General features: G+C 62.0%; 16 protein-coding genes. 9 read left to right on the top strand and 7 right to left on the bottom strand.

Annotation, left to right across the window (positions count from 1 at the left end):
• Positions 1-21: 21 nt before the first annotated feature.
• On the top strand, positions 22-1,647 hold the full coding sequence (locus tag IEX16_RS00295; protein WP_188705437.1) for a peptide chain release factor 3: 1,626 nt from the start codon (positions 22-24) through the stop codon (positions 1,645-1,647).
• A 102-nt stretch (positions 1,648-1,749) separates the two neighbouring features.
• Here IEX16_RS00295 and IEX16_RS00290 read toward each other — a convergent pair whose 3' ends face one another.
• Together IEX16_RS00290 and IEX16_RS00285 are read right to left on the bottom strand one after the other, a co-directional pair.
• Positions 1,750-2,667: a DUF3616 domain-containing protein gene (locus tag IEX16_RS00290; RefSeq protein WP_188705436.1), complete on the bottom strand. Its 918-nt coding sequence runs from the start codon at positions 2,665-2,667 to the stop codon at positions 1,750-1,752.
• A gap of 131 nt (positions 2,668-2,798) precedes the next feature.
• Positions 2,799-4,178 (bottom strand): esterase-like activity of phytase family protein, encoded by a 1,380-nt coding sequence (locus IEX16_RS00285; protein ID WP_188705433.1) that lies wholly within the window; start codon positions 4,176-4,178, stop codon positions 2,799-2,801.
• Between the two features lie 108 nt (positions 4,179-4,286).
• On the opposite strand from IEX16_RS00285, the gene IEX16_RS00280 reads away from it, so the two are divergent.
• Entirely contained in the window at positions 4,287-6,125 is a 1,839-nt protein-coding gene (locus IEX16_RS00280; RefSeq protein WP_188705431.1) for a 7TM diverse intracellular signaling domain-containing protein, read from the top strand.
• Positions 6,126-6,144: 19 nt separating this feature from the next.
• Here the strand turns inward: IEX16_RS00280 and IEX16_RS00275 are convergent, their stop codons facing one another.
• Positions 6,145-6,612, bottom strand: a complete 468-nt coding sequence (locus IEX16_RS00275; RefSeq protein ID WP_188705425.1) for an Lrp/AsnC family transcriptional regulator — start codon at positions 6,610-6,612, stop codon at positions 6,145-6,147.
• Between the two features lie 102 nt (positions 6,613-6,714).
• Between IEX16_RS00275 and mdeB the strand changes: the two genes are divergently transcribed.
• Complete coding sequence (mdeB, locus tag IEX16_RS00270) at positions 6,715-9,405, top strand: alpha-ketoglutarate dehydrogenase (RefSeq protein WP_188705423.1); 2,691 nt, start codon at positions 6,715-6,717, stop codon at positions 9,403-9,405.
• 161 nt (positions 9,406-9,566) lie between these two features.
• On the opposite strand, the gene IEX16_RS00265 is transcribed toward mdeB, so the two are convergent.
• From IEX16_RS00265 to IEX16_RS00255, 3 genes are all read right to left on the bottom strand, one after another.
• On the bottom strand, positions 9,567-10,121 hold the full coding sequence (locus IEX16_RS00265) for a fasciclin domain-containing protein (RefSeq protein ID WP_188705421.1): 555 nt from the start codon (positions 10,119-10,121) through the stop codon (positions 9,567-9,569).
• Between the two features lie 136 nt (positions 10,122-10,257).
• The gene (gene purN / locus IEX16_RS00260; RefSeq protein ID WP_188705419.1) at positions 10,258-10,851 is read right to left on the bottom strand and encodes a phosphoribosylglycinamide formyltransferase; all 594 of its coding nucleotides are present in this window, start codon (positions 10,849-10,851) and stop codon (positions 10,258-10,260) included.
• Positions 10,852-10,881: 30 nt separating this feature from the next.
• A complete protein-coding gene (locus tag IEX16_RS00255; RefSeq protein ID WP_188705417.1) occupies positions 10,882-12,069 on the bottom strand; it encodes an MFS transporter in 1,188 nt (395 codons plus the stop codon).
• Between the two features lie 154 nt (positions 12,070-12,223).
• Here IEX16_RS00255 and IEX16_RS00250 point away from each other — a divergent pair, with 154 nt between their 5' ends.
• The 3 genes from IEX16_RS00250 (at position 12,224) to IEX16_RS00240 (ending at position 16,061) form a co-directional block, all read left to right on the top strand.
• Positions 12,224-13,405, top strand: coding sequence for an acyl-CoA dehydrogenase family protein (locus IEX16_RS00250; protein WP_188705415.1), 1,182 nt, complete (start codon positions 12,224-12,226; stop codon positions 13,403-13,405).
• Positions 13,406-13,491: 86 nt separating this feature from the next.
• Positions 13,492-14,607, top strand: a complete 1,116-nt coding sequence (locus tag IEX16_RS00245) for an acyl-CoA dehydrogenase family protein (protein ID WP_188705413.1) — start codon at positions 13,492-13,494, stop codon at positions 14,605-14,607.
• A gap of 74 nt (positions 14,608-14,681) precedes the next feature.
• On the top strand, positions 14,682-16,061 hold the full coding sequence (locus IEX16_RS00240; protein WP_188705411.1) for an alpha/beta fold hydrolase: 1,380 nt from the start codon (positions 14,682-14,684) through the stop codon (positions 16,059-16,061).
• Positions 16,062-16,611: 550 nt separating this feature from the next.
• Here the strand turns inward: IEX16_RS00240 and IEX16_RS00235 are convergent.
• Positions 16,612-17,169 (bottom strand): HNH endonuclease, encoded by a 558-nt coding sequence (locus tag IEX16_RS00235; protein WP_188705409.1) that lies wholly within the window; start codon positions 17,167-17,169, stop codon positions 16,612-16,614.
• 174 nt (positions 17,170-17,343) lie between these two features.
• On the opposite strand from IEX16_RS00235, the gene IEX16_RS00230 reads away from it, so the two are divergent.
• The 3 genes from IEX16_RS00230 (at position 17,344) to lspA (ending at position 21,779) form a co-directional block, all read left to right on the top strand.
• Positions 17,344-18,354: a bifunctional riboflavin kinase/FAD synthetase gene (locus IEX16_RS00230; protein ID WP_188705407.1), complete on the top strand. Its 1,011-nt coding sequence runs from the start codon at positions 17,344-17,346 to the stop codon at positions 18,352-18,354.
• A gap of 108 nt (positions 18,355-18,462) precedes the next feature.
• A complete protein-coding gene (ileS, locus tag IEX16_RS00225) occupies positions 18,463-21,282 on the top strand; it encodes an isoleucine--tRNA ligase (protein WP_188705404.1) in 2,820 nt (939 codons plus the stop codon).
• Entirely contained in the window at positions 21,282-21,779 is a 498-nt protein-coding gene (gene lspA / locus IEX16_RS00220; protein WP_188705402.1) for a signal peptidase II, read from the top strand. The genes ileS and lspA overlap by 1 nt, the downstream gene beginning before the upstream one ends.
• Positions 21,780-21,799: the final 20 nt, after the last annotated feature.

The following is a 21,799-nucleotide window of genomic DNA, read 5'->3' as shown; positions in this document are numbered from 1 at the left end:
CGTCGCCGATAATCGTGGGTTATGTCCTCACCCCACGAATTTTCAGAAATCGAAAAACAGGTCAAGCGCCGCCGCACGTTTGCCATCATTTCCCACCCTGACGCCGGCAAGACCACGCTGACCGAAAAGCTGCTGCTGTTCTCGGGGGCGATCCAGATTGCCGGTAGCGTCAAGGCCCGCAAGGCCGCGCGCCACGCCACCTCCGACTGGATGGAGATAGAAAAGCAGCGCGGCATCTCGGTGGCCAGCTCGGTCATGCAAATGGAATATCGCGACTGCGTGATCAACCTGCTCGACACGCCCGGCCACCAGGATTTCTCGGAAGACACCTACCGCGTGCTGACCGCCGTGGACGCCGCGCTGATGGTGATCGACGCGGCCAACGGCGTCGAGCCGCAAACCCGGCGCCTGCTGCAGGTCTGCCGCGCCCGCAACACGCCCATCCTGACCTTCGTCAACAAGATGGACCGCGAAGTGCAGGACCCGATGAGCGTGATGGACGAGATCGAGCGCGAGCTCGGCATGACGGTCGTGCCTTTTACCTGGCCGGTCGGCATGGGCAAGCTGTTCCACGGTGTCTACGACCGGCGCGAAAAACGCATGCGTGTGTTCAGCCCCGGCGAAGACAAGGCCGGCGGCGACGATGAAATTTTGTCCGGCCTGGACAACGCAGAAGCGGCCAAACGCTTTGGCGCCGAGTTCACGCAGGCGCAGGGCGAGCTGGAACTGCTGGAAGGCGCCTCGCCGGAATTTGACCGTGCCGCCTTTCTGGCCGGCAAGCAGACGCCGATGTTTTTCGGCTCGGCCATCAACAACTTCGGCGTGCAGGAAGTGCTGGACGCGCTGGTCGACCTGGCGCCGGCGCCGGCCGAGCGCGCGGCCTTGCAACGGGTGGTGCAGCCTGAAGAAAAGAAATTCTCTGGCGTGGTTTTCAAGATCCAGGCCAACATGGACCCGGCGCACCGCGACCGCATCGCCTTTTTGCGCGTTGCCAGCGGCGAGTTCACACGCGGCATGCGGCTGAAAGTCGTGCGCAGCGGCAAGGAGCTGCGGCCGAATACGGTGGTGAGCTTCATGAGCCAGCGCAGGGAACTACTCGACACCGCTTTTGCCGGCGACATCATCGGCATCCCGAACCACGGCGTGCTGCAGCTTGGCGATACGCTGACCGAGGGCGAAGCGCTCCAGTTCACCGGCCTGCCCTTTTTTGCGCCGGAAATGTTCCGCGCAGTCGAAGTCGCCGATCCGCTACGCAGCAAGCAGTTGCGCGCCGGGCTGACGCAGCTGGGCGAAGAAGGCGCGATCCAGGTGTTCCGACCGATTGCCGGCTCGCTGCTGCTGCTGGGCGCCGTCGGGCAGTTGCAGTTTGAAGTCGTGGCGCACCGGCTGGAGCATGAATACGGCGTGAAGGCCCGTATCATGGGCAGCCAGTTCAACTTGGCGCGCTGGGTCACCTGCGAGGACCCGAACGAACTGAAGAAATTCATGGACGCCAACTCGCACCGCGTCGCGCTCGACGCCGTCGATGCGCCCACGCTGCTGGTGGACCACAGCGCCACCCTGCGCGCGGTGGAACAGCAGTGGCCCAAGATCAAGTTCCACGCGCTGCGCGAGCACGCCGGACTAGTGTTCCAGTCCAAGATCTAGATTTTTTAAGGCTTTTTTGGCCTCCAGCCCATATCTGACAAGGGCAAGAAGCTATCAATTCAGTAGCATTGCGGCAGCCGGCCGACGCCCGGCTTTCCCGCCTCAGGAGGAAATCTGCAGTTGTCCGGGCTCCAGCAGCACGAAATGGGCTAAGCGCCCTTTCTCGCGCTTGCCGTCATCGCTGACGAGAACGATGTGCGCCACACCGTCGATCAAGGCGGTACTCACCCCTTCGGCCCGATCGAAGTGCTGCAAGCCGGGCACTCCGACGCGGCGCGCAGCAGACTGTGGCTGGCCGCTCCAGAACCAGAGCCCGAATACCTGGGCCGCCAGCGACGCAGGTCCGCTGATGATGAGGTAGCCGTCGAGCGCCGCGATCCAGGCCATGCCGCGAATGCCCTGTCCGCCGAGATCCAGCGTCAGCAAGCCGCTGGACAAGCGCGGCGCCTCGCCGGCTTCAAACATGGCCGACGGGTTGGCTATGCTGGCAATGATGGCTGCGCCGCCCAGCAGGGGGGTGCGAAACCCGACCAGCAGTTGCTGTCGGTCCGGCGTGATCTCCAGCGCCTCGATATTGAGACCGCCATCCGACTTGACGTCCTCAATCCCGGCTGCGGCTGCCAGCACCGGGTGCGCTGCGATCAGGGCTGGCTTGAGCCCGCTGACCACAACCGGCTCACGAACGCGGTCGCCCTCGATCCGGAAACGCACCAGCTTATCGCGCGATTTCTTCTGGTCCCCATCGTCGTTGCGCGAATGCGAGGTGAGCGCGTAGAGGTAACCCTGGGTGTCGGCCGTCAAACCCTCCAGGTCATCGAGCTTCCAGAATGCGCTATTACCCTCGAACCAGCCGGGGCCCATGGCCTGGCTTTTGACCGTGCCGTCGGCGCTCAGAGTGACCAGACTGAAGGGGTGCTCCTGTTCGTCCTCCACCACCAGGAAACGTCCGTCGGCGAGCTGCTGGATCGCCGAAGGCTCGTAGAGACCTGTCAACGGCAGGAACTCAGGCGGGACAGGCATGGCCGTTCTCCAAAAAGTGTGAAGCCTTCACTGTATCGACAAACGGACGGGGGTGGAGGTGACAGGCGCGGGTGGGTCAGCGACCCACCCGTAGCCGCCAGCTCGCCAAACACGGCTGGCGGCGCTCCACCTCAATTGGCCCTCAGAAAGTCCGCGACTTCCAGCAGGACCAACTCGTTGTCGTCCGCCTTGTTCGGCTCCCGGCTGCTGGAAAACGGCAGGTTGTTGTCGTTGCCCACAACGATGTGCGTCGCGTCCACCACGTCCACGTTTTCGATGGTGAAGAAAGGAAAGGTCAGCACGCCATTGTTCAGCGGCTTGCGCGCCAGCTTGTTGGGGTCGGCAATCGCCATCAGGTCGATGTAGCCAATCTTACGCACGGCCGCGCCGACATTGGCCTCGCTGAGTTCAATCTTGTAGATACGCTTGAATTTGGCCAGGTCATGAAAGCAGTCGCTTCGCTTCTGGCCTTCCGGGCAGGCTTTGTCCGCCGTGCCTTCGCCGTTGTCACGTTCGATGATGAGCCCTGTCGTGCCGTCGATCATGTTGAAGTCGCCAATCGCATGGCTGGCGCCTTCGAGCACGTATTTCCAGTGGCGGCCGGTCCAGCTCTCGCTCTTGACGTCGAACTCAAGCACGCGCAGGTAGTCCTTGCCGTCGAGTTTTTCATTGCCCTTGGTGGACGCGTCCCACAAGGCACCTTCGAGCAGCGCGTACAGCTTGCTGCCGTCTTTTGATGCGGCCATGCCCTCATAACCCTTGGAGCGGCGCACCTGAAAATCCACCGCGCCGCCGGGCACGCCCGGTGTGGTTACGGCCGGGTGGTCGGGCGAGCGCACCAGCTTGCCGTCCACCTGCGTTTCAAACACGGCCAGCACCCGGCCCTTCATGTCGGCCTTGATCAGGAAGGGACCGAACTCGTCACCAATCCACAGCGCGCCGCCGGCGATCTGGAAGCTTTCGGTGTCGAAATCGCTGCCGGTCAGGTAGCGCTGTTTCGTGCTTTCATGAACGATGCGAAACGGCACTTTTTTGTTCGGGTCGCTCAGAAAAATTGTCTCCAGCCGCTTCATGCCGCCGCCTTTGAAGTCCACGGCATAACGGTTCAGGTACAGCATGGAGTCAGGCGAATTGGCTTTGGCGCCGGAGCCGTTGTCGGTCAATATCCAGAAGCTGCCGTCGGGCATTTTCTTGATGCCGGAGTGGCCCTGAACCGGCTGGCCCCTGAACGGCAGCGAGACACCGGTGGGGCGGCCGGCCGACAGGCCTTCGACTGTGCCCAGCGCTTCGACACGTTTGCCGGTGGTGAATTTTCCGGCGTTCTTGAGGTCCTGCGGCGCGTCCTTGGGCGCGGCGATGAAAGATTGCGCCGGCAGCAGCGCGTGGCCGGCCAGCGTGGCCGGGAAGGCGGTCTGCGCGTGTATCGGCGCGGCAAGCAGCACAGTGGCCAGCGCAGGAAAAACCGTGGCGATAACAAGGCGGCGGGTGGCGATTAGGCGGGAATAAGACATGGGGCATCCGTTGTTGTTGGAAGACGCATGGTTGTCAATTGTTGTGACATCGTGATGACCGGACGGCTGGCGGCCGGACAACACACACTTCTGCAATAAGCTATGCGGATGGACAGAAAGACAAGCTGGCGCGGTTTTTTGGGGGTGCTGCTTTGCCTGGCGCTGCCCCCAGGCCAGGCGCAGGACTTTGGCCGCCTCTATGGCGACAGCGTCACCATCACGCTGGCCGAGCCACTGCAGTGGGTGGCGGTGCCCAAAGGCAGCATCGCGTCGCCGGATGCGTTCACCGCCGCCGGCCCCTGGCGCCTGCAGCCTTACACCGGTACCACGGCGCTTCCCACCTCCGCCAGCCAGGACGTCTGGGCTACCTTTGCGCTGCCGCCTACCGAGTCGCTGCAAACCTGGTTCATCCGGCTGCCGGGCCAGGCGCTGGTCAAGGCCAGCCTGTTTTCGCGCGGTCCCCAGGGCGAATGGCTGATCCAGTCGGCCGGTCTCGCGCTGGCGCCAGTCGACTGGTCCTTGCGTACGCGGGTGCCCAGCTTTGAACTGCAAACCCGCACCGATCGCATGCAGACCTACTACCTTCGCTTCGAAAACAACCGGGCACTCACGGGGCCACCGATGCTGCTGTCTCCGGTTGAATACGTGGATGGTGCATCCCGCGTGGGCGTGGTGATCGGGCTGATGTGGGGCATGTTCAGCGTGCTGGCCGCGCTCAGCCTGGCCGCTTTCGCGATGGCGCGCAACCGCGTCTTCCTGTGGTTTTTCGCCGTGGTAATAACGCTGATGTTCACGCAGCTGGTGCTGATCGGTTACGGAGGCTGGCGCATGTGGCCGCAGAGCGCCTACCTCAACCAGGTCATGGGCTGGGTCTCGTCCGCACTGAGCATGGCTGCAGGCGCCTGGTTTTGCGCCCACGCCAGCTACGCGCGCAGCGGGCACCCGTACATCTACAGGTTGCTGGCCGCCATCACTGCAGGCAGCCTGCTAATGGCCGGCCTGATGGCTATCCCCGGCCTCATTCCGCGCGACCTGCGCAACCTTTGGCTGGCGCTGGCCACACTGACGATTCTCAGCAGCCTGGTATGGATGTCTGTACGCGGGCAGGCCTGGAACCGGCTGCTGCTGCTGGGCACGGCGCCCATAGCCCTGGCGGCACTGGCGCGGATTTTCTACAACGCGGGCTGGGTCATGAACCTCGAATCGGCCCAGGCGGCCGGCGTGCTGTCGGCCATGGTCGGCTTGCTGTGGATCTTTTTTGCGCTGGCATGGCGCAGCCGGGCGGCGCTGTTTTCCAACCATCGCATCGCCGCGCTGGCGACCTATGACCCGGCCAGCGGCTTGATGCTGCCCCGCGTGATGGAGGGCAGGCTATCGCAAATGCTGCTGCGCGCACGTCGCAGGCGTTCGGAGTGCGGCGTTGTGTTGCTGCGCTGGTTGAACCAGGCGCCCAGCCCTGACGAGCTGAGCGACCAAAAGCGCAGCATCGCCCTGTCGCGCATCGGCGAAATCATGCGCCGCGCGGCGCGCGATATGGACACGGTGATTCGTTACGAGGAGAACCTGTTCCTGATGCTCGTCGAAGGGCCGGTCAACCGCGAAGCCGTCTCCGAGGTCTCCACCAAAATTCTGGCTGACTGCATCCGCCTGTCCGACAAGCTGGACGAGCCCGACGCATTTAATCTGCACATCGCCATCTGGCATGGCACGCCGGGCGAGCAGACCTGCCAGCAGGTGATCGACAGTCTCAAGACCCGGCTGCGGCGCATGAGCTCAGGTCCCCGGCGTTACGTCCAGTTCATCGATGCGGCTGGCGAGCCTGCGAGCCTTCCAGCCGAAGAAAGCTCCCGGCGGGAAGGCTTGGTGGCCAAAATCAATGCGATTGAAATCTCGCACCCGGCATTACACGACGAACAGCCTCCAACGCTGGACACGCCGGTCCGTTGAGCTGCCTCACCCACGCTTTTCACAGTGCGGGCAGCGGCAAAGCCGTCTTGTACCGGACCTGCTTGAGCGCAAAACTGGAGCGTATCTTGTCGATACCGGGAATCGGGGTGAGCTGCTCCAGGATGAATTTTTCCAGCGCACCCATGTCGGCCACCGCCACGCGAATCAGGTAATCGCTGTCGCCCGTCATCAAATAGCACTCCATCACCTCATCGTGCTCGGCAATGCGCCTCTCGAACTCGGCCAGCGACTCCTTGCTTTGCGAACGCAGGCTGATCGAAATGAAGACCGTCAGGCCCAACCCCAACGCGGCCGCATTGGTGATGGCGACATAACGGTCGATCACCCGCGCAGCTTCAAGTGCCTTGACACGCGCCAGGCAGGGCGAGGGGCTCAGATGGACGCGCCGGGCCAACTCCACGTTGGACAGCGCGCCGTCACGCTGCAGTTCATCAAGTATGCGTAAATCGATAACATCTAGTTTCATGGTCAGAAAAATCCTCTATTTGCAGAATTTTATGCCGTCTTTATCTCAATTAGCAGCTCATATTGGCTACTTATGTCGGGAATCATTCCGTATATTGAAACCATGAATGCACCCTTGCCCCTGCACACCCCGTTGCACGACATGCCCACCCCCACACGGCCCGACAACGATCCCCAGGAAACCGCCGAATGGCGCGAGGCTTTCACCGCGCTGGCCGCGGCACAGGGGCCGGCGCGCGCGCGTTTTGTACTCGATGAACTGGCGCGGCTGGCGCGTGAGCAACGCGTCGGCTGGACGCCCGAGCTGTCCACGCCCTACGTCAACAGCATAGGCGTCGACGAGCAGCCGGTATTTCCAGGCGACCTGGCCATTGAGGAACGCCTGGCCTCGCTGATGCGCTGGAACGCGCTGGCGATGGTGGTGCGCGCCAACCAGGCGGAATCCGGCGGTTCCGCCGAGCTCGGCGGCCACATCGCCAGTTATGCCAGCGCGGCGGATTTGTTTGAAACCGGCTTCAACCATTTTTTCCATGCGCGTGAGGGCCTGGGCGAGGGACAACACCGCGGTGACCTGGTTTTTTTCCAGCCGCACAGTGCGCCTGGCGTGTATGCCCGCGCATTCCTCGAAGGCCGGCTTGAAGAAAAAGACTTGAGTTTTTACAGGCAGGAACTGTCAGCGCCCAGTCATGGCGCGCAAGGCTTGTCCAGCTACCCGCACCCTTACCTGATGCCTGACTTCTGGCAGTTCCCCACCGGCTCCATGGGGATCGGTCCGATCAGCTCGATTTACCACGCGCGTTTCATGCACTACCTGACGCACCGGCGCCTGCTCGACTGCACCGGCCGCAAGGTGTGGGGCGTGTTCGGCGACGGCGAGATGGACGAGCCCGAATCCATGAGCGCGCTGACGCTGGCCGCGCGCGAAGGCCTGGACAACCTGGTCTGGGTCGTCAACTGCAACCTGCAGCGGCTGGACGGGCCGGTGCGCGGCAATGGCCGCATCATCGACGAGCTCGAAAAACTGTTCTCTGGCGCCGGCTGGAAGGTCATCAAGCTGGTCTGGGGCAGCGACTGGGACGGCCTGTTCGCGCGCGACCTGACCGGCGCATTGACACAGGCCTTTGCGCACACGGTTGACGGCCAGATGCAGACTTTTGCTGCCAAGGACGGCCGCTTCAACCGCGACAACTTCTTCGGTCAGAACGCCGAACTCGCGCGGCTGGCCCAGGGTATGAGCGACGAGCAGATCGACCGGCTCAAACGCGGCGGGCATGACCTGGTGAAAATTCACGCCGCGTATGCAGCAGCGGCCAACCATGCCGGCCAGCCGACGGTGATCCTGGCGCACACCAAAAAAGGTTATGGCATGGGCAGCGCCGGCCAGGGCAAGATGACCACGCATTCGCAGAAGAAGTTCGATGGCGAAGAGTTGATCGAATTCCGCAACCGCTTCAACCTGCCTCTTAGTGACGAGCAGGCGAAAAACCTCAGCTTCTACAAACCCGCCGCCAACAGCGCGGAGATGCAGTATCTGCACGCCAGGCGCCAGGCCCTCGGCGGCTACCTGCCGAAACGTGCATCCGTCGCCGACACGGTGGCTGTGCCCGCCCTGGCGACCTACGCGCAGTTCGCGCTGACCGCCAGCGGCAAGGAGATGAGCACCACCATGGCCTTCGTGCGCATGCTGGGTGGCCTGCTCAAGGACGCATCGCTGGGGCCAAAAATTGTGCCCATCGTTGCTGACGAAGCGCGCACCTTCGGCATGGCAAATCTGTTCAAGCAGGTGGGCATTTATTCCAGCGTCGGGCAGAAATACGCGCCCGAAGACATCGGCTCGGTGCTCAGCTACCGCGAGGCGCTCGACGGGCAGATCCTCGAAGAAGGCATCAGCGAAGCCGGCGCGCTGGCGAGCTGGACGGCGGCCGCCACCAGCTACAGCGTGCACGGGCTGGCCATGCTGCCGTTTTATATCTATTACTCGATGTTTGGTTTCCAGCGCGTCGGCGACCAGATCTGGGCCGCCGCCGACCAGCGCGCGCGCGGCTTTTTGCTGGGCGCCACCTCGGGCCGCACCACGCTGGGCGGCGAAGGTCTGCAGCACCAGGACGGCTCCAGTCACCTAGTAGCCGCAACCATTCCGAATTGCAAGGCTTACGACCCTGCGTTTGCCTGCGAACTCGCGGTCATCATGGCCCAGGGCATGCGCGAGATGATGGTGGAGCAGCAGGACGTGTTTTATTACGTCACGTTGATGAACGAGAACTACGCCCAGCCGGATTTGCGGCCCGGATCGGAGCTCGGCATTACCCGTGGATGCTATCAATTTAATAGCTATGTACGCCCACTGGCCATGAGCCCACGCTCTGAAAAGCTTGAAAAAATCACACTATTGGGTTCAGGCGCCATTTTGACCGAGGTCATCAAGGCGGCGCAGCAACTGGCCGCACAAGGGATTGAAGCGACGGTGTACAGCGTGACGAGCTGGAGCGAACTCGCGCGTGACGGCGCCGCCTGCCAGCAGCGCGCGCTCGCCGGTGAAACTGCGCCCGAGGCCTTCATCGCGCAACAACTCACGGCCAGCGAAGGGCCAATCATCGCCGCCACCGACTACGTACGCGCCGTGCCGGAGAGCATTCGCGCCTTTCTCCCGCCGGGACGCAGCTACCTGACGTTGGGCACCGATGGCTTTGGCCGCAGCGATACACGCGCCGCGCTGCGCGGCTTTTTTGGCGTGGACGCGGCCAGCATCGTCAGTGCAGCACTGCACCAGCTGAGCCTGTCATTGCGGGCTTGACCCGCAATTCATGGCCCCGGTGTCATCCAAAGGAGTGCGCAGAAATCAGAAGTCATGGATACCGGGTCAAGCCCGGTATGACAAAAACAAAAGCCCCCGCGCGGAGTAAACCGTGCGGAGGCTTTTCATTCCAAGCAGGCCTCCCATGAGGCCACCAGAAATTATTTTGGCAACAGCACCTTGTCAACCACGTGGATCACGCCGTTGGACTGGTATACATCAGCAATCGTCACGGTCGACGAGCCGCCTTTTTCATCCGTCACCATGACTTTGCCGCCCATGGCCTTGGCCGTCAGCGTTCCGCCGGCCACGGTTTTCAGGGATGCGGAACCCTTGCCATCGGCAATTGCCTTGGTCAGTGCGGCGGCGTCCATCTTGCCGGCCACCACGTGGTAGGTCAGGATGCCGGTCAGCATGCCCTTGTTCTCTGGCTTGAGCAGGGTGTCCACGGTGCCGGCAGGCAGCGCTGCAAAAGCGGCGTTGGTCGGTGCGAACACGGTGAAAGGACCGGCGCTTTTCAGGGTATCAACCAGGCCAGCGGCCTTGACGGCTGCAACCAGCGTGGTGTGGTCCTTGGAGTTGACGGCGTTGTCGATGATGTCTTTGGAAGCCAGCATGGGTGCGCCACCAACCATTACCTGAGCGAAGGAAGAAGCCGCTGACATGGACAGCATGACCGCGAGACCGATGGAAGCCAGTTTGTGTTTCGTTTGCATGTGAATACCTTTGATGAGTTGAACAATCAGCCGACATCCAGGATGGGACATCAACGGCTGTCTTCAATACGGGTCGGACGCGCGGCTGGATTCAACCGCGTTCGCGACACGGGTATCTCTTTGTATCTTCAGCAGTTCAAGGCTGGTCCTGCAGCCAGCCGCGCACCGCCTGCGGATAAAGCCGGTGTTCTTGTGCCAGCACCCGCGCGGCCAGCGTGTCGGCTGTGTCATCCGGCAGCACCGGCACCGCCGCCTGCGCGAGGATGGGACCATGATCGAGTTCGGCCGTCACCTGGTGCACGGTGCAACCGGCTTCAGCACATCCGGCATCGATGGCGCGCTGGTGGGTGTTCAGGCCCGTGAAAGCCGGCAGCAGCGACGGGTGAATGTTGATCAGGCGACCGGCATAGTGGCTGACAAAGCCGGGCGTGAGGATGCGCATGAAGCCGGCCAGCACCACCAGCGCGGGCTGGTAACGGTCTATCCCTTGCATCAATGCGGCGTCGAAGGCTACGCGCGTCTCAAAAACGCGGTGGTCCAGCACCTGCGTCGCCACACCGAGCGACTGTGCGACTTCCAGGCCGGCAGCGCCGGGCCGGTTGCTGATTACCGCACTGATGCTGGCGCCGAACGCCTGGTGCCAGTCCTGCTGCTGCGCGGCCTGGACGATGGCGGCCATGTTGGAGCCGCTGCCCGAAATCAGGATAACGATGTTTTTGGTGCTGGGCATAAGGCTTAAAGAGTGCGCTGATTATCTCAATCACGAACGGGGCTTGGGCCGCCGCGCCAGTGCAAACAGCCCCAGCGAAGCCAGGCCCATGCCGACCAGCCCCCACAACAGGCCGGTGTAGCCGCCTATCGCGAGCAGGGCCCAGGCGGTCAAGAAGGGGGCGGCCGCGCGTGTGCACAGCGCAATGCCCGACATGGCACCGGTGATGCGGCCCACATGTTCGCGGCCGTAAAAGTCCGGCACGATGTTGCTGCGCACAATGGTGATCAGTCCGTTGGCCACACCGAACAGCACCGCAAAAGCGACCAGCACCATGGGCTCGCGGCCCAGGGCAAACAGCACCAGCGACACCGGAAACAGCGCCAGCACCATGAGCCCGAGTGCGCGCTGGTTCAGCGAGCGGCCCAGCCACAAAAAGGCAAATCGCCCCGCCACCTGCGCCGGGCCGAACCAGACCATCACGGCCACCGCCTCGGCCTGGGTCATCCCGCGCGACTCAAACGCCGGCATCAGATGCGCCCAAATGGTCGAGATCGCAAAAATATAAAAAGTGAAGGCAGCGGTCAGCAGCCAGAAGGTGCTGCCCTGCATGGCTTCGCGCAAGGTCGCCTGGTCGTGCTTGGCCTGCAACGGCAAGGCATCGGCCACCAGCGGTCGCTTCCAGGCGCCGCGCAGCACCCAGGCATGGAGCGGCGCCACCAGCAGCAGGGCCAGCGCCATCACCAGCAGCGCGGGCCGCCAGCCGAGGCGCGCCTGCAACCAGGCCACCACCGGAAACGACAGCGTGCTGGCAAAACCACCGACCAGCGTGATGGTGGTGATGCCCTGACGGTAACGCTCGGGAAACCGTTTGGTAATCTCCATGAAGGCCGGTTCGTACAGCGTCATGGCCATGGCCAGCCCCAGCAGGGCCCAGGCCGCGTACAGGACCGGCAGACTGTAGGCCTGCGACCAGAGCGCGCAGCCGGCCGCGCCCAGCAACGCGCCGCCGGTCAGCACCGCGCGCCCCCGCCCGCGGTCAATTGCAGCGCCGACTGCATAGGTGGCCAGGCCCCAGACCATCAGGCCCAGCGTGAAGGCGCCCATGATGTCGGGCTGGCTCCAGCCCATGTCACGCTGCATCGGCAGCACAAACGAGGAGAAACCGTAATACAAAACCGCCCAGACAAGAATCTGGCCGACACTGAGGGCGCTGATGAAGGTGCGGTACGAAGGCAAGATGTTCTGATTATCCTGGCCTGGCCTGCTATCGATTCACGTCTTGATTCTGCAAGGTGGAATCGCTCGCTATTTGTCCCAACTGGGACATAAAATTCCGAACGACCGTGCTAAAAATGCGGGGTTACCGGAACCGATTGGAGACATGCCGTTTATGGACTTAGCTTTCACCCCTGAAGAACAGAAATTCCGCGAGGACATTCGCGCCTGGGTCGGTTCCAACCTCCCGGCCGACATCTCGCACAAGGTCCACAATGCCTTGCGCCTGAGCCGTGAGGACATGCAGCGCTGGGCCAAAATCCTCGGCAAAAAAGGCTGGCTGGGCCACGCCTGGCCCAAGGAGTTCGGCGGCCCCGGCTGGAACGCGGTGCAAAAGCATCTGTTTGAAGAAGAATGCGCACTCGCTGGCGCGCCGCGCGTTGTGCCCTTCGGCCCGGTGATGGTGGCGCCCGTGATCATGGCCTTCGGCAGCCCCGAGCAGCAACAGCGCTTCCTGCCGGGCATTGGCAGCGGCGAGGTCTGGTGGAGCCAGGGTTACAGCGAGCCGGGCTCCGGCTCCGACCTGGCGTCGGTGAAGTGCAAGGCAGAACGCCAGGGTGACAAGTACATCGTCAACGGCCAGAAGACGTGGACCACACTGGGCCAGTACGGCGAGTGGATTTTCTGTCTGGTGCGCACGAGCACAGAAGGCAAACCGCAAACCGGCATTTCCTTTTTGCTGATCGACATGAAGTCGCCCGGCGTCACCGTGCGACCCATTGTCTTGCTCGACGGCGAGGCCGAGGTCAACGAGGTCTGGTTCGACAACGTCGAAGTTCCGGTCAACAACCTGGTCGGTGAGGAAAACAAGGGCTGGACCTATGCCAAACACCTGCTCAGCCACGAACGCACCAACATTGCCGACGTCAACCGCGCCAAACGCGAGCTGGAGCGACTCAAGCGTATCGCCAAGGCCGAAGGCGTCTATGACGACACGCGCTTCCGCGACGAAATTGCCAAACTCGAGGTCGATGTGGTGGCGCTGGAGATGCTGGTGCTGCGGGTGCTGTCAGCCGAGAAATCCGGCAAGAACTCGCTGGACATCGCCGGCCTGCTGAAAATCCGCGGCAGCGAGATCCAGCAGCGCTACAGCGAACTGATGATGCTGGCTGCCGGCCCCTTCAGCCTGCCCTTCATCGAAGAAGCCATGGAAGCCGGCTGGCAGGGCGACTTCCCGGGCGGCGTGGCCGCCAATGCGCCTCTGGCCTCGACTTATTTCAATCTGCGCAAAACCACGATTTACGGCGGCTCCAACGAAGTGCAGCGCAATATCGTTTCGCAGTTTGTCTTGGGCTAAGCCCACAGCCTTTGTCATTGCGGGCCTGACCCGCAATCCATGGATCCCGGGTCAGGCCCGGGATGACCCCCAACAGGAGCATCACAATGGATTTTGATTTCACTGACGACCAGGAACAGTTGCGCGACGCAGTCCGTAAATGGGTGGACAAGGCTTACGACTTCGAGCGCCGCCGCGGCATCGCCAAAGCCGGGGGTTTCTCGCGCGAAGCTTATGGCCAGCTTGCCGAACTCGGCTTGTGCGGCCTCTACATTCCTGAAGCCAACGAGGGCCTGGGCATGGGCCCGGTTGAAGGCATGGTGGTGATGGAAGAGCTGGGCCGCGGCATCGTGGCCGAGCCTTTTGTCCAGACGCTGGTCGCCGGAGCTGTGTTGTCCGGCTATGCACCAGAAGCCGTCAAAACCGCCTGGCTGCCAAAAATCGCCAGTGGCGAAGCGCTCGTGGTGCTGGCCTCGCAGGAGCGCGCCGCCCGCTACCAGCTCGATGTTTGTGAGGCAAAAGCTTCTTCGGCCCTCGCCGGCTGGACATTGTCTGCTACTAAAACCGTAGTCCCTGCCGGTGACCAGGCCGATGCGTTCATCGTGCCGGCGCTGGCCGGCGGCAAAATTGCGCTGTTCCTGGTGGAGCGTTCGGCCGCCGGTGTCACCACCCGCGGCTACGGCACGCAGGACGGCGGCCGTGCGGCCGACGTGGTGCTGAAGGACGCACCCGCCACGCTGATCACGCTGGACGGCCTGGCCGCGCTCGAACATGCGGTGGACATCGGCATCGCCGCCACCTGCGCCGAAGCCGTCGGCGTGATGGACAAGACCTTGGCCATCACGGTCGAGTACATGAATACCCGCAAACAGTTCGGCGTGGTCATCAGCAGCTTCCAGGCGCTGCGGCACCGCGTGGCCGACATGAAGATGCAGCTTGAGCTGGCCCGTTCCATGAGTTATTACGCTTCGCTCAAGCTTAATGCGCCGGCCCCGGAACGCCGCGCCGCCATGGCCAGGGCCAAGTACCAGCTCGGCAACTCCATGCGTTTTGTCGGCCAGCAGGCGGTGCAGTTGCATGGCGGCATCGGCGTGACCGACGAATACATCGTCAGCCATTACTTCAAGAAATTGACGCAGATGGAGATGAGTTTCGGCGACACGCTGCATCACCTCGGTGAGGTATCGGCCCGCATGCAGGACACCGCCGGCGTCTTTGCCTGACTTGCCCTCGACATATTGAGAAACGATGCTCCGTGGCATGAATCACGGGCACTTTTAATTCCAGGAGACAAACCATGTTGATGCAACGCCGCCTTCTTCTCGTGATTGCTGCCGCCGGCCTGACGCTCGCCGGTTGCGCCACCTCACCCGCGCCTGAACAACACCCGCCCATCGTTTTTGTGCACGGCAACGGCGACACCGCCGGGCTGTGGCAGACCAGCATATGGCGCTTTGAGTCGAACGGCTGGCCGCGCGAGCGCTTGCACGCCATCGACCTGCCCTACCCGATCGCGCGCGACGAAGACGGCAAGGCGCAACCGGGCCGCACTTCAACCGCAGAACACATGGCCTACCTGAAATCCGAAGTCGACAAGCTGCTGCAGGCCACTGGCGCACGCCAGGTCGTGCTGATTGGCAACTCGCGCGGCGGCAATGCGATTCGCAACTACATCCAGAACGGCGGCGGCAGCAGCCGCGTCAGCCACGCCATTTTGGGTGGCACGCCGAACCACGGTGTCACGGCCATCAAAGGCTTTCGCGAGGCCAATGAGTTCTCGGGCACCGGCCCTTTCCTGACTGGGCTGAATGCCCCCAAAAACGCCGCTGGCGACGAAGTCATCGGCCCGGTCAAATGGTTGACACTGCGCTCGGACAACAACGACAAGTTTGCCCAGCCGGATGGTGTCTGGGTAGGCGCCAAAGGCACCGCCACCAACGTGACCTTTGAAGGCCCTGCGCTCAAGGGCGCGACCAATGTCGTGCTGCCGCGCGTCGATCACCGCGAAACTTCTTTTTCGCCCGCTGCGTTTGACGCGACTTACCGCTTCATCACCGGTAAAGCCCCGCAGACCACGGCAGTGCAGCCCGCCAGCCCGGTGGTACTGAACGGCAAGATCACCGGCCTGGGCCTGAGCCCGGCGGACGCAGCTTCGGGCAACTACGCCAACAACCTGGCACTGCCCGGCGCGCAACTGGCGGTGTACGCCACCGATGCCGCAACTGGCGCACGCATCGGCAATGCGGTGCACACCAAAACCGTGGGCGCCGACGGCATCTGGGGGCCCTTCAGCGCACAAGCCGGCACTCCCTACGAGTTTGTGATCACCGCCCCGGGATATGCAACCACACACATTTACCGCAGCCCGTTTGCACGCTCCAGCAACCTGATCCACATGCGTGCAGACCGTCTGGCCGAGGCCGACAAAACCGCCAGGTCCAGCGTCACCCTCACGCGGCCACGCGGCTACTTCGACGCCGAGCGCGACAAGATGCTGTTTGACGGCAAGGCGCTGCCGGGGGTTCCGCCGGCGGGCGCGGGCGTGTCCAGCGCCAAGATCAACTTGGCGGTGGACGGTGTGCGTCCGATTTCAGCGGAATTCAATGGCGAAAAAATCACCGGGCGGACGTGGCCTGTGGCTGAGAACCGGCTGGTGGTGCTGGAGCTGACTTACTGAGGGATCAAGTAATTGCAAGATTCTGTCGGTAAGACGAGTCCTCATTGAGGTCGCAACTCGCCGCCACGGTTATGACAACTTGCGAGGGCCAGCAAAATGCTCAATCCGGATTACTAATCGCCTACTGGACTTCGGATAGAGATAACGCGTCTTGTACGACTTGGGCCACAGTAAATTCGGTTATGCCTTTTTGTCTGCAATAGTTTGACGCAAGCCAAACCCGCAATTCTTTTGTTCCCTTGCTTGAATTGCAGGACATACAGCACCTAGTGATATTTTGGAGAGTAACGATTTTCTCGTCATTGACGATATGCTCCCACGAAGCCTTGGCCCCACGCGTCTGCGTTGGGATCGAGAAATCGATTCGGCAGTAAACGCATGATGCGTCTCGCGCCAGGACTTCTTGCTCCAGCCAAGCAGGAATGTTCCAGCGATTCACGTCAGCCCTGCGTTTGGAATTTCGTATTGAAGAACAAAATTTGATACGCCTGTGTAAATGCGGACATATCCTCGCCGCATCTGATGCACAGAGATAGCCAGCCGCGCAAGCTCAAACCAGCAGCCGCGAAGTCCTAGGCACATGCGCCATCAAGAACTCCATCTGGTCCGCCAGGATGCGGCGGTTGCGCAGGATGAAGTCTTCCCACAGGCTGGGCACATAGGGCGTGTACAACAGCGGCATGTTGGCCTGCTCGGGCGTGCGGCTGCTCTTGCGGTGGTTGCAGGCCCGGCAGGCCGTGACCACGTTCATCCAGGTGTCGATACCGTTTTGCGCGAACGGGATGATGTGTTCACGCGTCAGCACTTCCTCGTGAAAATGGTCGCCGCAGTAGGCGCAAATGTTGCGGTCGCGCGAGAACAACTTGCCGTTGGTCAACCCCGGCTTGAGGTTAAAGGGGTTGATGTTGGGCACGCCCTTGGTGCCGATGATGCTGTTGATATTGATGATGGACTGATTGCCGGTGACGGCATTGTGGCCGCCATGAAAAGTCGCCACCCGCGCACCCATCTCCCAGCGCACTTCATCCGATGCATAGTGCAACACGGCTTGTTCGAGGCTGATCCACGACTGTGGTAACCCCTGGGCTGAGAGCTTCAAGACCTTCAAACGAACCTCCAATGGTTTAAAAACGCATGGAACCGGACTCAAAAATGCCTGACGCCTCAATATACAGCCAATTCATGACAAAGCTCACCCTGCAGGGCCTTTGACCGCTTCAGCCCGCATCCGGCCGGCCTGTGACGCTATTAAAACGATAATTGGCGGCATGAAGGTTTCGCAATGAAAATTTTTCGCGGCTACCACGATGCCCGGCTTGCGGCGCAGTGCGCGCTGACCATCGGCAACTTCGATGGCGTGCACCGCGGCCACCAGGCCATGCTGGCGCTGCTAAAAAACGAGGCCCAGCACCGGGGGGTGCCGAGTTGCGTGATGAGCTTCGAGCCGCATCCGCGCGACTACTTTGCTGCGGTGGCACGCAAGCCGGAACTGGCGCCGGCGCGTATCGCCACCCTGCGCGACAAACTCACTGAACTCGCGCGCTGCGGCATCGACCAGTGTGTGGTGTTGCCCTTTAATGCCCGGCTGGCAACGCAACCTGCCGAAGCCTTCATCGAGGATGTGCTGGTCAGGGGCTTGGGCGTGCGTTATGTGCTGGTCGGCGACGATTTCCGCTTTGGAGCCAAACGAACCGGCGACTACGCCATGCTGGATGCGGCCGGCGAGCGCCTCGGGTTTGACGTTGCCCGCATGAACAGTTATGAGGTGAGCAATACCCGCGTTTCCAGTTCGGCGGTGCGCGAAGCGCTGGCCCAGGGCCAGATGAGCCGCGTGGCCGGCCTGCTGGGCCGGCCCTACAGCATCTCAGGTCATGTGGTGCATGGCCGCAAGCTCGGGCGCGAACTCGGCTTTCGCACCCTGAATCTGCGCTTTTCGCACTGGAAACCGGCGGCCAGCGGGATTTTCGCGGTGCAGGTGTTTGGCTTGGGGCCAGCCCCCCTGCCCGGCGTGGCCAACCTGGGCATCCGGCCCTCGCTGGACCCCGACGATGTCAACGGCGGGCGGGTGCTGCTGGAGACCCATTGCCTGGACTGGCCCGACAGCCTGGGCCCCGAGGAGGCATACGGTAAAATCATTCGTGTGGAACTGGAGCGCAAACTGCACGACGAACTGAAATACGACGGTCTGGACAGCCTCAAGGCGGGCATCACCAGGGACTGCGAGGACGCGCGGGCGTTTTTTGCCTCCATGCACACGGAAACCAGCCGCCAGACGACGCGCGACCGAATTTAGACGATCTCGTCGCCTCTGGCCCCGCCCCCCATCCGGCGCAAGGCTTGTCACCCCGAACAGCATTCCGGCGGCCCTGCCCCAGCAGTCTGCCTCAACAGAAGTTTTTCCATGTCCGACACAAAACCCGATTACCGCAGCACCCTGAACCTGCCCGACACCCCGTTCCCCATGCGCGGCGATCTGCCCAAACGCGAAGCGGGCTGGGTCAAGGAATGGGACGACAAAGGCATCTACAAAAAGCTGCGCGACGTGCGTGCAGGCAAGCCGAAGTTTGTGCTGCACGACGGCCCGCCTTACGCCAATGGCCAGATCCACATCGGCCACGCCGCCAACAAGATCCTCAAGGACATGATCGTCAAGGCGCGCCAGCTCAAGGGGCTGGACGCGGTGTATGTACCAGGCTGGGACTGCCACGGCCTGCCGATCGAAAACGCCATCGAAAAACTGCACGGCCGCAATCTTTCGAGAGACGACGTGCAGGCCAAAAGCCGCGCTTTTGCCACCGAGCAGATCGCGGCGCAGAAAGAGGACTTCAAACGCCTGGGCGTGTTAGGTGAGTGGGCCAACCCCTACCTGACCATGAACCCCGGCAACGAGGCCAACGAGATCCGCGCGCTCAAACGCATCATGGAACGCGGTTTTGTGTATCGAGGCCTGAAACCCGTCTACTGGTGTTTCGACTGCGGCTCTTCACTGGCCGAGTTCGAGATCGAATACGCCGACAAGAAGTCGCAGACGCTGGACGTTGGTTTCAAAAGCGCCGAGCCAGAAAAATTGGCCGCAGCCTTTGGCCTGAAAACCCTGGACAAAGAGGCATTCGCGGTGATCTGGACCACCACCGCCTGGACCATTCCCGCCAACCAGGCGCTGAATCTGAATCCCGAACTCGAATACGCGCTGGTCGATACCGAACGCGGCATTTTGCTGCTGGCCGCTGTGCTGGTAGAAAAATGCATGGCGCGTTACCAGCTCACCGGCACGGTGCTGGCCACCACGGCCGGCAAAAACCTGGCGCTGCTCAACTTCAAACACCCGCTGTCTGACGTGGACCCTGGCTACGCGCGTTTGAGCCCGGTGTTTCTGGCCGACTACGCCACTGCCGACGACGGCACCGGTATCGTGCACTCTTCGCCAGCCTACGGCGTGGAAGACTTCAACTCCTGCGTGGCCAACGGCATCGCCTACGACGACATCCTGAACCCGGTGCAGGGCAACGGCCGCTATGTCGATGAACTGCCGCTGTTCGGCGGCCTGAACATCTGGAAAGCCGCGCCGCTGGTGATTGACGCCCTGCGTGACGCCGGGCGCCTGTTTGCCACCGAAACCATCACCCACAGCTACCCGCATTGCTGGCGCCACAAGACGCCGGTGATCTACCGCGCCGCGGCCCAATGGTTTGTGCGCATGGATGAAGGCGAAGGCGTCTTCACAAAGGATAAGGCGCCGCAGACCCTGCGCCAGCTGGCGCTGAACGCCATCGAGGAAACCAGCTTCTACCCGGAAAACGGCAAAACCCGTTTGCAGGGCATGATCGCCGGCAGGCCCGACTGGTGTATCAGCCGCCAGCGCAACTGGGGCGTGCCCCTGCCGTTTTTCATCCACACCGCCACCGGCGAGTTGCACCCGCGCACCATGGAAATCATGGACCAGGCCGCCGCCATGGTGGAGGCCGGCGGCGTTGAAGCCTGGAGCAAGGCCACGGCCGAGTCCATCATCGGCAATGATGCGCCGGACTACATCAAGAGCACCGACATTCTCGACGTCTGGTTTGACTCGGGCACCACGCATGACCATGTGCTCAAGCACAGCCATGCGGCCCAATCCACTTGGCCTGCTGACCTGTACCTGGAAGGCCATGACCAGCACCGTGGCTGGTTCCATTCCTCGCTGCTCACCGCCTGCGCGATGTACGACCATGCGCCCTACAAAGGTCTGCTGACACACGGCTTCACGGTGGACGGCAAGGGCCGCAAGATGAGCAAGAGCGAAGGCAATGTGGTGGCACCGCAAGAGGTCTCTGGCAAGCTGGGCGCAGAGATCATCCGCCTTTGGTGCGCCTCGACCGATTACTCAGGCGATCTGGCCATCGACGACAAAATCCTGGCGCGGGTGGTGGACGCTTACCGCCGCATTCGCAACACCCTGCGTTTTCTGCTGGCCAATGTCAGCGACTTTGACCTGACCCAGGACGCCGTGCCTTTGGCGCAGATGCTGGAGATCGACCGCTACGCGCTGAGCCGCGCGGCGCAGTTGCAGGCCGACATCCTGGCGCATTACGAGGTCTACGAATTCCACCCGGTGGTCTCCAAGCTGCAGATCTACTGCAGCGAAGACTTGGGCTCCTTCTACCTTGACATCCTGAAGGACCGCCTCTACACCACGGCGCCGAAATCACTGGCCCGGCGCAGCGCGCAGACCGCGCTGCACCAGATCACGCAGGCCATGCTGCGCTGGATGGCGCCTTTCCTGAGCTTCACTGCCGAAGAGGCCTGGAAGGTCTGCGGCGCGTCGGAGTCCATCTTCATGGAAACCTATGCTGCGCTTCCAGCACAGGACGACATTTTGTTGGCCAAATGGTCTCGCATCCGAGATATTCGCGATGCGGTGAACAAGGACATCGAGACCCTGCGTGCTGACGGCCAGGTCGGCTCGTCCCTGCAGGCCAATGTGGCGCTGCAAGTCGCGCAGGCGGACCATGTACTGCTGGCCAGCCTGGGCGATGACCTGAAGTTTGTTTTCATCACATCCGCTATTGAATTAGTAGCTGCTGACGGACAATCCATAAGGGTCAAAGCCAGTTTAGATATCAAATGTGAGCGCTGCTGGCACTATCGGGCCGATGTCGGACAAGACCCGGCGCACCCAAGCATTTGTGGACGCTGCACCAGCAACCTGTTCGGCGCCGGTGAAACCAGGAAATTCGCATAATGGCCAAAACCACCTTCGGAACCACCTCGGCAAACCTGCTCCCCTGGCTGGGCCTGGCGCTGATTCTTTTTATTGCCGACCAGTTCACCAAGGTGTTGATCCTGGGTTACTACCAGCTCGGTGACGCCACCTACGTGACCAGCTTCTTCAACATCGTGCGGGTACATAACAGCGGCGCAGCGTTTTCGTTTCTGGCCAATGCGGGCGGCTGGCAGCGCTGGTTTTTCACTGCCATCGGGATTGCGGCCACGATCTTCATTCTGTGGATGCTCAAGTCGCATTCCGGGCAAAAGCTGTTTTCGTTTGCGCTGGCCTGCATTCTGGGCGGCGCAGTCGGCAATGTGATCGACCGCATGCTGCATGGTTATGTGGTGGACTTTCTCGATTTTCACTACGCGAGCTGGCACTTCCCGGCCTTCAACATCGCCGACGCCGCGATCAGCGTGGGCGCGGTCTGCCTGATCCTGGACGAGTTGCTGCGCGTTAAAAGAAGTTAGCCCCCACGCTTTTCACCGCG

Source organism: Polaromonas eurypsychrophila, from assembly GCF_014641715.1.
GTDB lineage: Bacteria > Pseudomonadota > Gammaproteobacteria > Burkholderiales > Burkholderiaceae_C > Polaromonas > Polaromonas eurypsychrophila.
This window is presented reverse-complemented; position numbering and strand designations above follow the sequence as displayed.

Excerpts from the sequence above, each read along its gene's own strand:
- IEX16_RS00295 (WP_188705437.1), top strand. The coding sequence starts at position 22 with ATGTCCTCACCCCACGAATTTTCAGAAATCGAAAAACAGGTCAAGCGC.
- IEX16_RS00290 (WP_188705436.1), bottom strand. The coding sequence starts at position 2,667 with ATGCCTGTCCCGCCTGAGTTCCTGCCGTTGACAGGTCTCTACGAGCCT.
- IEX16_RS00285 (WP_188705433.1), bottom strand. The coding sequence starts at position 4,178 with ATGTCTTATTCCCGCCTAATCGCCACCCGCCGCCTTGTTATCGCCACG.
- IEX16_RS00280 (WP_188705431.1), top strand. The coding sequence starts at position 4,287 with ATGGACAGAAAGACAAGCTGGCGCGGTTTTTTGGGGGTGCTGCTTTGC.
- IEX16_RS00275 (WP_188705425.1), bottom strand. The coding sequence starts at position 6,612 with ATGAAACTAGATGTTATCGATTTACGCATACTTGATGAACTGCAGCGT.
- mdeB (WP_188705423.1), top strand. The coding sequence starts at position 6,715 with ATGAATGCACCCTTGCCCCTGCACACCCCGTTGCACGACATGCCCACC.
- IEX16_RS00265 (WP_188705421.1), bottom strand. The coding sequence starts at position 10,121 with ATGCAAACGAAACACAAACTGGCTTCCATCGGTCTCGCGGTCATGCTG.
- purN (WP_188705419.1), bottom strand. The coding sequence starts at position 10,851 with ATGCCCAGCACCAAAAACATCGTTATCCTGATTTCGGGCAGCGGCTCC.
- IEX16_RS00250 (WP_188705415.1), top strand. The coding sequence starts at position 12,224 with ATGGACTTAGCTTTCACCCCTGAAGAACAGAAATTCCGCGAGGACATT.
- IEX16_RS00245 (WP_188705413.1), top strand. The coding sequence starts at position 13,492 with ATGGATTTTGATTTCACTGACGACCAGGAACAGTTGCGCGACGCAGTC.
- IEX16_RS00240 (WP_188705411.1), top strand. The coding sequence starts at position 14,682 with ATGTTGATGCAACGCCGCCTTCTTCTCGTGATTGCTGCCGCCGGCCTG.
- IEX16_RS00230 (WP_188705407.1), top strand. The coding sequence starts at position 17,344 with ATGAAAATTTTTCGCGGCTACCACGATGCCCGGCTTGCGGCGCAGTGC.
- ileS (WP_188705404.1), top strand. The coding sequence starts at position 18,463 with ATGTCCGACACAAAACCCGATTACCGCAGCACCCTGAACCTGCCCGAC.
- lspA (WP_188705402.1), top strand. The coding sequence starts at position 21,282 with ATGGCCAAAACCACCTTCGGAACCACCTCGGCAAACCTGCTCCCCTGG.